10 protein-coding genes are annotated in these 9,427 nt (G+C 69.4%); 9 read left to right on the forward strand and 1 reads right to left on the reverse strand.

Features of this window, described 5'->3' with window-relative positions; genetic code table 11:
- The 8 genes from rpsI to V6D00_02910 form a co-directional block, all read left to right on the forward strand.
- On the forward strand, window positions 1-119 hold a 119-nt coding region (rpsI, locus tag V6D00_02875; protein ID HEY9898104.1), incomplete at its 5' end, for a 30S ribosomal protein S9.
- 120 nt (window positions 120-239) lie between these two features.
- Complete coding sequence (locus tag V6D00_02880; protein HEY9898105.1) at window positions 240-1,889, forward strand: alkaline phosphatase family protein; 1,650 nt, start codon at window positions 240-242, stop codon at window positions 1,887-1,889.
- A 172-nt stretch (window positions 1,890-2,061) separates the two neighbouring features.
- Window positions 2,062-2,847: a sulfur transferase domain-containing protein gene (locus V6D00_02885; protein HEY9898106.1), complete on the forward strand. Its 786-nt coding sequence runs from the start codon at window positions 2,062-2,064 to the stop codon at window positions 2,845-2,847.
- A 96-nt stretch (window positions 2,848-2,943) separates the two neighbouring features.
- A complete protein-coding gene (locus V6D00_02890; protein HEY9898107.1) occupies window positions 2,944-4,110 on the forward strand; it encodes an alanine--glyoxylate aminotransferase family protein in 1,167 nt (388 codons plus the stop codon).
- A gap of 64 nt (window positions 4,111-4,174) precedes the next feature.
- The gene (serA, locus tag V6D00_02895) at window positions 4,175-5,806 is read left to right on the forward strand and encodes a phosphoglycerate dehydrogenase (protein HEY9898108.1); all 1,632 of its coding nucleotides are present in this window, start codon (window positions 4,175-4,177) and stop codon (window positions 5,804-5,806) included.
- Window positions 5,807-5,895: 89 nt separating this feature from the next.
- On the forward strand, window positions 5,896-6,348 hold the full coding sequence (locus tag V6D00_02900) for a MarR family transcriptional regulator (protein HEY9898109.1): 453 nt from the start codon (window positions 5,896-5,898) through the stop codon (window positions 6,346-6,348).
- A 70-nt stretch (window positions 6,349-6,418) separates the two neighbouring features.
- The gene (locus V6D00_02905; protein HEY9898110.1) at window positions 6,419-6,838 is read left to right on the forward strand and encodes a DoxX family protein; all 420 of its coding nucleotides are present in this window, start codon (window positions 6,419-6,421) and stop codon (window positions 6,836-6,838) included.
- Window positions 6,839-6,858: 20 nt separating this feature from the next.
- Complete coding sequence (locus tag V6D00_02910) at window positions 6,859-7,797, forward strand: DsbA family protein (protein HEY9898111.1); 939 nt, start codon at window positions 6,859-6,861, stop codon at window positions 7,795-7,797.
- Window positions 7,798-7,857: 60 nt separating this feature from the next.
- Here the strand turns inward: V6D00_02910 and V6D00_02915 are convergent, their stop codons facing one another.
- Entirely contained in the window at window positions 7,858-8,676 is an 819-nt protein-coding gene (locus V6D00_02915; GenBank protein ID HEY9898112.1) for a hypothetical protein, read from the reverse strand.
- A gap of 124 nt (window positions 8,677-8,800) precedes the next feature.
- Between V6D00_02915 and V6D00_02920 the strand changes: the two genes are divergently transcribed.
- Window positions 8,801-9,274, forward strand: coding sequence for a RidA family protein (locus V6D00_02920; protein ID HEY9898113.1), 474 nt, complete (start codon window positions 8,801-8,803; stop codon window positions 9,272-9,274).
- Window positions 9,275-9,427 lie beyond the last annotated feature (153 nt).

Genomic DNA, 9,427 nt, shown 5'->3' on the forward strand with positions numbered 1-9,427 from the left:
CCGAGCTGCGCAGCAGCCTGCGCGCCGAGGATCTGCTCACCCGCGATCCCCGCGCCAAGGAGCGCAAGAAGTACGGCCGCAAGAAGGCCCGTAAGCGCTTCCAGTTCTCGAAGCGCTAAGCTTCCCGAAGGCCCCTCGCTCCGGCGGGGGGCTTTTCGCATGGCGCCGCGAGTGGTCGCTCCCGCTCAGATCGGTTATGATCGCCTTGCCGTCCGTTTCTCAACCACCCAGGAGGAGTCTTGAACGCTCAGCGCCGTCTTTCCCGAGGCCTTCCCTTCTTCCTGCTTTCCATGTCGCTCGGTTGCGGGGTCGCTCGGGCCTCCGCCCCGGCCGTCTCGGACTCGTTCGGGTCCTACCCGGCGCCGAGCGCCGAGGAGACGGCCCGGGTCAAGGCGGCCTTCCGTGACGCGGCGGCCCGCACCGTGGGCGAGCGCTCGGGTGACCTCTTCGTCTTGCCCGCCAAGTACAGCTACGTGACGGACGGTGGCCACCGCACGCCGACGCTCGCTCACTACAAGGGCCAGCCCATGCAGAATGGGGGCACGGTCCACGGCAACTCCTGGGAGTACGACACCCGGATTCCCATCGTCCTGTGGGGCCCCGGATTCGTGCGCCCCGGCGTGCAGACCGACGCGAGCGCGACCCAGCAGGACCTGACGCCGACGTACGCGCACCTGATGGGCACGGTCCCACCCGAGGACGCCTACGGCCGCGTGCTGGACGAGGCGCTCGTCCCGACCTCCCGCAGGCCCAAGGTGATCCTGACTTTGGTCTTCGACCAGGGCGGCGAGGTGTACTACCGGGCCCATCCCGGCGCCACCCCCCGGATCGACGCCCTGAAGAAGGAGGGCACCTACTTCACCTCGGCGAAGGTCAGCCACGTGGACGTGGAGACCGGGATCGGCCACTCGGCGATCGGCACCGGGGCGTGGCCGTCGCGGACGGGGATCTCTAGCAACAACTTCTGGATCCGGGCCTTCGGCAGCCCGCGCTACTCGTTCGCCGGCGACGTGGACAACTCGCCCCTGTTCCTGGGGAGCCCCACCCTCGGGGACGTCTGGCTGCGTGCGAGCGAGAACCAGGCGCTGGTGGCGGGCTACTGCTACGCCGATCGCGCCGCGATCGGGATGGCGGGCCACGGTTCGCTCTATGCCGGCAACAAGAAGCCCTGGGTCATCTTCTACGACGAGAAGGCGGGAAAGCTCACCACCAACCGCCAGTACTACGCGCTGCCGGGCTACCTGGAGGGCGCGAGCCCCAAGGCGCACCTGGACGCCCTGACGGGGGGGACCGGGCGCTGGATGGACCATCCGATCGATCCCAAGTCGAAGGTTCGCGTCACCCCCGCCTTTGCGGCCTTCGACGGCGACAACGTGGTCAAGCTGATCGAGCAGGAGCCCTGGGGGGCCGACGACATCACCGATCTGATGTACGTCACCCTCAAGTCCACCGATGCCGCAGGCCACAGCTACGGCCACGAGTCCGACGAGGCGGGGGCGGTCTTGGCCGAGCAGGACAAGCAGCTCGGCCGGATCATCGACGCGCTGGTCGCCAAGGTGGGCCGCGAGAACCTGGTCGTGGCCCTGACGGCCGACCACGGTAGCACGCCGCTGGCCGAGCTGTCCAAGGGGGTGGCCCTCGACGACGCGAAGCTCGTCGCGGACCTGAATCGACAGCTCGACAAGCGCTCCAACGGGGTCAACGTCTTCGAGTACGCGTCGGCGACGCAGCTCTTCATCAACGAGGCGGAGCGGGTGCGCAACGGCCTGAGCTACGATCAGCTCAAGAGGGCGGTCCTCGCCTACAAGGTGGACGGCAAGCCCTTCTTCGTGGACGCCGTGACCCGGCCGGAGGCTACCGAGCGCGCGAGCAGGCTCGCCAAGCCTTAAGTGGCTGCAAACAACACCCGCCTGATGTATCTCCCCGCCCCCTGGTGGGGCGGGGGAATCAAGGGGGAGTTCTTTTTTGAACCAAGCTTAATCGCCTCTTACCTCTCCAGGGGCAAGCGCCGGCCCCGGCTTCCGACAATGAGTTAACGGCTCTTGAACGTCGGAGGTGGCCATGGCAATCAACAGCATCAACCGATCGCTGCAGCGCGACTTCGCGCCCCAGCTCGCGCGTCGCGCCGCCGAGCCCGTCCGGGCCGAAGCGAGCCAGGCCGCCACCAAGGTCGCCCGCATCGATGAGCAGGGCCTCACCCTCTCGGGCCTGAAGAGCGACGTCATCAACGCGGGCTCCGAGGCGCTGATCCGCCTCGGCGACCTGTTTCCCGGCCTGGTGAAGCTGGGGCATGCGATCTACGGCTTCCAGACCCGCTCGGTCGATGGCGACGCCCTCCAGAAGCTCGGCAAGGTGGGCGACAAGCTCCTGCGCGGCGCTCAGCCGAGCGACGCGGGCTTCGAGGAGCTCGCCAGGCAGGGCTACAACACCGTCATCAACCTGCGCCCCGAGCGCAACCTCGAGCAGGATGCGGTCGAGAAGCTCGGCATGAAGGCCGTGTTCCTCCCCTTGCCTCCTCTGGACGCGCCGACCCACGCGCAGACCCTCGCGTTTCTCCAGACGGCGCTGGATCCCGCCAACGGCAAGGTCTTCTTCCACTGCTACCACGGGGTCGATCGCACGGGCACCATGGCGGCCGCCGTGCGGATCGCGCGTGACGGCTGGAGCGCGGAGCAGGCGATCGCGGAATTGCGCTCCTTCGGCTTCCACGAGGACGGCCAGCAGCGGAAGCTCGCCTACATCTCCGAGTTCGAGCGCTACTGGAAGACCCTGCCGACGCAGAAGAAGGCGGAGGTCCTGCACGCGCAGCCCGTCGCAGCGGCCTCGCGCCTCATCGGGGTTCGCTGAGGGGCGGGTGCCCAATAAGCGGGCGACACTTCGTGAGCGAAAGCTGGGCCGGTGGTACAATGGAACGGCCTGTTCTCGCCCAAGAAGGAGTCCGCTGTGAGCGATCAGATGCGCATCATGCTGCCCGGCCCCACCCCCTGTCCCGCTTCGAGCCTGCGCGCCATGGCCCGCCCGATGATCAACCATCGCGGCAAGGAGTTCATGGCCATGCTCGAGGGCCTGACGGCGGACCTCAAGTGGGCCTACCAGACCCGGAATGATGTCTTGATCCTCACCACCTCGGGCACCGGCGCCCTCGAAGGGGCGATCGTCAACTTCCTGAGCCCCGGCGATCGCGTCCTCTCCTTGATCAGCGGGGAGTTCGGCAAGCGCTTCGCCAAGATCGCCGAGACCTACGGCGCGGTGGTGGACAAGGTGGAGGCCGTCTACGGCGAGCCGATCACCCCCGAGATGGTCGCCGAGAAGATCGGCGCGGCCCCCTACAAGGCCGTGCTCGTCACCCACAACGAGACCTCGACCGCGCTCTTGAACCCCCTCAAGGAGATCGCCGAGGTCATCCGCCGCGCCCAGCCCGACACCCTGATCCTGGTCGACGCGGTCTCGGGCCTCCTGACCGCGCCCTTGCCGGTGGACGACTGGGACCTGGACGTGGTCCTCGCGGGCGCCCAGAAGGCCTTCATGGTCCCGCCCGGCCTCGCCTTCGCCTCGGTCAGCCCCCGGGCCTGGGAGGCGCACGCCGAGGCCAAGATGCCGCGCTTCTACTTCGACTTCACCAAGGCGCGCGAGTTCCTCAAGAAGGGCCAGACCCCCTGGACGCCCGCCATCTCCCTGTTCTTCGCCCTCGAGGAGTCCATGGCGCTGCTCAAGAAGGAGGGCCTCGCGGCCATCTTCGAGCGTCACGCGCTCATGGCCCGCATGATCCGCGCGGGGGCCAAGGCCCTGGGGCTGCGCCTGGTGGTCGAGAACGATCGCTACGCGTCCATGGCCGTCACGGGCATCTACCCGCCCGAGGGCATCGCCCCCGGCGCGCTGCGCAAGACCTTGCAGGAGCGCTTCGGCTACGTGGTCGCCGGCGGCCAGGGCCCCTTGACCGACGCGATCTTCCGCATCGGCCACTGCGGCTACTACGACGCGGCGGACATGCTCGGCATGCTCGCGGCCCTCGAGGCGGCCCTGACGGCCATGGGCGCCAAGATCCAGCCCGGCGCCGGGGTGGCTGCGGCCGAGGCGGAGCTTGCCGCGCGCGAGGCCGTCGCGCGCTAGATTCCATCGTTCAATCACAGCTCGGGGCGGTTTGCGGACCGCCCCTCTTCGTGGGAGGCCAGGCATGACGTTCACCACCTCGGCGACCGAGCGCGATCGCACCAACCAGACGGGCCCCTTCAGCGTGCTGGTCCTCGACCGGGTGGACCCCGCGGGCCTCGCCATCCTCGGCGACGTGGCGCGGGTGGATGCGCGCGACGCGGTCGAGCCCGCCGAGCTATTGAGGATCATCGGCGACTACGACGCCCTGATGGTCCGCTCGGCCACCAAGGTCACCGCCGAGGTGATCGAGGCGGGATCGCGCCTCAAGATCATCGGGCGCGCCGGGGTGGGGGTGGACAACATCGACGTGGGGGCCGCCACGCGGCGCGGGGTGATCGTCGTCAACTCGCCCGAGGGTAACACGGTGGCCGCCGCCGAGCACGCGCTCGCGATGATGTTCGCCCTGGCGCGCCACGTGGCTCCTGCCGACGGCGCCATGAAGCGCTCCGAGTGGAAGCGCGAGCGCTTCACCGGCACCGAGCTCTACAACAAGACCCTGGGCGTCTTCGGGCTGGGCAAGATCGGCGCGCGGGTCGCCAAGGTCGCGAGCGCCGTCGGCATGCGCGTGCTCGGCTGCGACCCCTTCCTCACCCCCGAGCGCGCCCAGGAGCTCGGCGTCGAGCCGGTGGATTTCGAGACGCTGATCGCCACCAGCGACTTCATCACCCTGCACGTCCCCAAGACCCCCGAGACGAGCAAGCTCTTCAACGCCGACACCCTCTCGCGGTGCAAGCAGGGGGTGCGCCTGATCAACTGCGCCCGCGGGGGCATCATCGACGAGGCGGCGCTGGCTTCGGCGATCGCCGGCGGTCACGTGGCGGGTGCCGCCCTCGACGTCTTCGAGGTCGAGCCCCTGGGCGAGAGCCCCCTGCGCGCGCTGGGCGAGAAGGTCGTTCTGACCCCGCACCTGGGAGCGTCGACCGAGGAGGCCCAGATCAAGGTCGCCGTGGACGTGGCCGAGCAGATCGTCTCGGTGCTCAAGGGCGACAGCGCCCGCTCGGCGGTGAACATCCCCACCATGCGCCCCGAGGTGGTCGAGCCGGTGCGCCCCTTCATGGGCCTGGCCGAGAAGCTCGGCAGCTTCGCCTCCCAGCTCCTGGACGGCCCCATCGAGCGGATCGAGATCCTCTACCACGGCGCTCTGGCGGGCAAGAACGTGGAGCCCCTGACCGTCGCCGCCCTCAAGGGGGCGCTCTCCCACGCCGTCCCGGAGGGGGTCAACTACGTCAACGCGCCGGTGGTGGCGCGCGATCGCGGCGTCGAGGTCCGCGAGAGCCGCTCCAGCGAGGCCAAGGACTACGCCGATCTCATCACCGTCTCGGTGATCGGCACGGGCGTCTGGCACACGGTGGCGGGCACCGTCTTCGGCGAGGGGGACGCGCGGGTGGTGCGGATCGACGCCCACGCCTTCAACATGGCGCCTTCCGGCGACATCCTGATCGCCCCGCACATGGATCGCCCCGGGGTGATCGGCACCATCGGGACCATGCTCGGCGAGCACGGGGTCAACATCTTCGGTTTCCAGCTCGGCCGCAAGTACAAGCAGGGCCCCGCCGTCATGGCCCTCAACGTGGACGACGCGATCGCCCCCGACCTGCTCGGACGGATCTCGGCGCTCGAAGGCTTCCACGACGTGCGCTTCGTCAGGCTCTAGCCCTACCGGGAGTCGGGCGCCGATGAGCGCTTGACTCCTGTTTTTGCCGGAGTTATCTTGATATCGAGATAGTTTAGTTCGAGGTAATCATGCCGACCCGCTACCAGGGCTCTCCCGAAGAGGTCCGCGCCCTGAACGCCTACATCACCCTCATGCGCGCGGCGAGCAGCGTCGAGACGCGGGTCCAGCGCCACCTTGCCGAGGTGGGGCTCACCCTCTCCCAGTTCGGGGCGCTCGAGATCCTCCTGCACGTCGGCCCCCTGTGTGCCCGCGACCTGTGCCAGAAGCTGCTGACCACCAGCGGCAACATCACCCTGGTCATCGACAACCTCGAGAAGCGGGGCCTGGTGCGCCGGGTACGCGAGAGCGCCGATCGCCGGGTCGTCACCGTCCACCTCACTCCCGAGGGCGAGGCCCTGATCCGGGAGGTCTTCCCCCGGCACGTCGCGGGGATCACCGAGACCCTCGGCGTCCTCTCGCCCGACGAGCAGGAAGAGCTGCGTCGCCTGTGCCGCAAGCTCGGGAAACAGGGTGCGGGGTAGCCCCCTTTTTTGGTCAGTTGTCTCGATATCGAGATTGTTTAGCTCGGTTTTTTGAAAGGAGCCCGTCCCCATGCAAGCCACCATCGAGCGCTATGCGCCGCTTCTCGCCCGCGTCCTGCTGAGCTGGCTCTTCCTCTTCAGTGTCTACGGCAAGCTGACCGGTTGGTCCGGCTACGTCGGCTACATGAGCGCGAAGGGCATGCCCTTCGCCCCGTTCTTCCTGGCCGGTACGGTCGTCTTCCTGCTGGTGGGCGGCGTCTCGGTGCTGCTCGGCTACAAGGCCCGCGCCGGCAGCTTGCCGCTTCTGGTCTTCCTGCTGCCGACCACCCTCATCTTCCACAACTTCTGGGCCTTCGAGGGCGCCGAGCAGCAGGCCCAGCTGATCGACTTCATGAAGAACATGGCCATCATGGGCGGCGTCCTGATGGTCACGGCCTTCGGGTCGGGCCCCCTCAGCCTGGATGCCCGCAACACGGCCCCCCGCGCCTAGATTCGGAAAGGAGACTCCCGATGGCCGCAACGTCCCCCCGCGTCGAGATCCTGTACTTCACCGACCCCTTCTGCTCCTGGTGCTGGGCGCTGGAGCCCGTGCTCTACCGCATCAAGGAGACCTACCGCGACCAGGTGCGCGTCCGCACGGTGATGGGCGGGCTGGTCGAGGACATCGCCAACTTCCTCGACGCCGCGAACGGCATCTCCGGGACGGCCGACGTGGCGCCCCACTGGGAGCACGTGGCCCAGGTGACCGGTCAGCCCATCGATGGCCGCTTCATGCGCGAGAACACCGATCCGCACTGGGGGACCTGGCCCGCCTGCACGGCGGCCTCGACGGCGGCCCTGCAGGGCCCGGCCCAGGGGGAGGCCTACCTGCGGCGCCTGCGCCGCGCCGCCCAGGCCGAGGGCCGGAACGCCTCGGATCCCGCGGTCTACATGGCTGTGGCAGCCGAAGCCGAGGGGCTGGACCTGGCGCGTTTCGAGGCCGATCTCGCGAGCGGTGAGGGTGCCAGGGCCTTCCAGGAGGACCGCATCCTCGGCGCCCGGTACGGCGTGCGCTCGTTCCCGACCCTGATCATCCATTCCTTGGCGCCCAACGAAGCCGATCGCCCCCTCCTGGTGAACGGGGCCCGCGACTTCGACACGCTCCGGCAGGTCCTGCTGCGGGTCGATCCGAGCCTCGAGGCGCAGCCCATCCGGAGCGTCCCCGAGCTGCTCGCGGCGTACGGCCCCCTGACCACCCGCGAGCTTGCCGAGCTGCACGGCGAGGCGACGCCCGCGACCCTCGAGGCGCTGCGCGCCGACGGGGTGGTCCGCTCCATCCCCGTGAAGGGGGGCGAGTTCTGGGAGCTGGGCGCGGCCGGCCCGCAGGCGAAGCCGGCGCGGATCCAGGTCGTGGAGGTCGCGGCGGGCGAGGGCCTGAGCTGCGACCTGGAGACCGGGATCTGCGGCTGATCGCCAGATGCCGACGGCCCCGAAGCATCGCTTCGGGGCCGTCGGCGCGCAAGGGTGGTCTTACAGGATGATGGCGAGGGGGAGCTTGGCGCCGTCCTTGAGGGCGGCCTTCACCTTGTTCGCGTCCTCGTCGGTCAGGAGCACGTCGGCGCGGGTGGGGCCGTAGGCGCGCTTGGCCTTGATCTTGAGGGGGCTGTCGCCGGTCTGCTCCTTGGCGCCCTCGGGCAGGTGGTAGTAGGCGAGGGGGAGGTCCGCTGCGATCACCTTGCCTGCGGCGTCGCGCACCCGGGCTTTGAGGGCGGGCTGGGCGCCGGTGCCGCGGGCGTCGATGACCAGCCCGCTGGGCTTGGCCTTGGGGGCGATCGACGCGGTGGCCGCCTGGGCGTTGCCGAAGACGACGGTGGAGAGGCTCTGCGAGCCTGCGAGGGGGACCTCCAGGGTGATCTCGACCGAGCCGTCGGCCCAGTAGTGGACGTCGGTGGTGCGGGCCTCGCGGATGAGGTCGTTGACCCCGAGCCGGGCCTGGTCGTCCACGGCCGTCAGGTCGCGCAGGTGGGCCTCCGAGGACACCCGGATGGCGTCGAGGGCGTCCGAGAGGCGCCGGTAGCCGTCGGCGAGGGCGGTGCGCTTGGCCATCAGGCGCCGCTGGGCGAGCGCGCCTCGCTCGGGGGCCATCCCGACGCCCTTGATGCGCAGGACGAAGCGCGACCAGTCGATCGCAAGGCCGTCCTCGTCCTTCTCCAGCAGGACGCTGCCGCTCGCGGCGAGCGTGGCGCTCGGCGTCGCGGCCTCGGTGGAGGGGGTGGCCTGGGGGGCGGCGATCGCGCCGGGGGCGATCGCGAGGCTGAGGACGAGGGCGGTGGCGAGCGCGCGCTGCATCGGGATTCAAAACTCCTTTACGGTCGGGTGCCTCACTTATACCACGAACAGGCCCTTCTGACGCGGTGGACGGGTCTGGCAGGCTTTGGTAGGATGGGCGCCTTCACGAAAGGAGCAAGCGTTCATGTCCACGGTTCAAGCGCGCCTCGCGGCGCTCGGCATTTCCCTTCCCAAGCCCAACCCGGCGGTGGCCAACTATCTCCCGGTGGTGGAGCAGGACGGCTGGATCTACGTCTCGGGCCAGCTGCCCCTGGAGGCCGGCGTCCTGACCTGCACGGGCAAGGTGGGCGCCGAGGTCGGCGTCGATGACGCCTACCAGGCCGCGCGCCTCTGCGCCATCAACGGCCTGGCCTTGATCCAGGGCGCCCTGGGCGGCGGCGCCGACGCCCTCGACAACGTGCGGATCGTGCGCGTCGGCGGCTTCGTCGCGAGTGCTGAGGGCTTCACGGGCCAGCCCAAGGTCATCAACGGCGCGTCTGACCTGCTGGTCGAGGTCCTCGGGGACAACGGCCGCCATGCGCGGGCCGCGGTGGGCGTGGCCGAGCTGCCCATGGGGGCGGCCGTCGAGGTCGAGATCGTCGCCAAGAAGCTGGGGTGACCATCGCCGCAGCAAGAGGGGCCGCCTCTCGGCGGCTCCTCTTGCTGGAAAGCGTTACGGCCGCTTCACGGGCAGCTTCACGATGAAGCGGCTGCCCCGGTCCGGGGCGCTCTCGACCGCGATCGCCCCGCCGTGGAGCTCGACCAGGCGCTT

It is taken from the genome of Pantanalinema sp. (assembly GCA_036704125.1).
In the GTDB taxonomy this organism is placed as follows: domain Bacteria; phylum Cyanobacteriota; class Sericytochromatia; order S15B-MN24; family UBA4093; genus JAGIBK01.

Coding starts and splice junctions, on each gene's coding strand:
- V6D00_02910 (HEY9898111.1), top strand. CDS start 6,859: ATGGCCGCAACGTCCCCCCGCGTCGAGATCCTGTACTTCACCGACCCC.
- V6D00_02900 (HEY9898109.1), top strand. CDS start 5,896: ATGCCGACCCGCTACCAGGGCTCTCCCGAAGAGGTCCGCGCCCTGAAC.
- V6D00_02920 (HEY9898113.1), top strand. CDS start 8,801: ATGTCCACGGTTCAAGCGCGCCTCGCGGCGCTCGGCATTTCCCTTCCC.
- V6D00_02905 (HEY9898110.1), top strand. CDS start 6,419: ATGCAAGCCACCATCGAGCGCTATGCGCCGCTTCTCGCCCGCGTCCTG.
- V6D00_02915 (HEY9898112.1), bottom strand. CDS start 8,676: ATGCAGCGCGCGCTCGCCACCGCCCTCGTCCTCAGCCTCGCGATCGCC.
- V6D00_02885 (HEY9898106.1), top strand. CDS start 2,062: ATGGCAATCAACAGCATCAACCGATCGCTGCAGCGCGACTTCGCGCCC.
- serA (HEY9898108.1), top strand. CDS start 4,175: ATGACGTTCACCACCTCGGCGACCGAGCGCGATCGCACCAACCAGACG.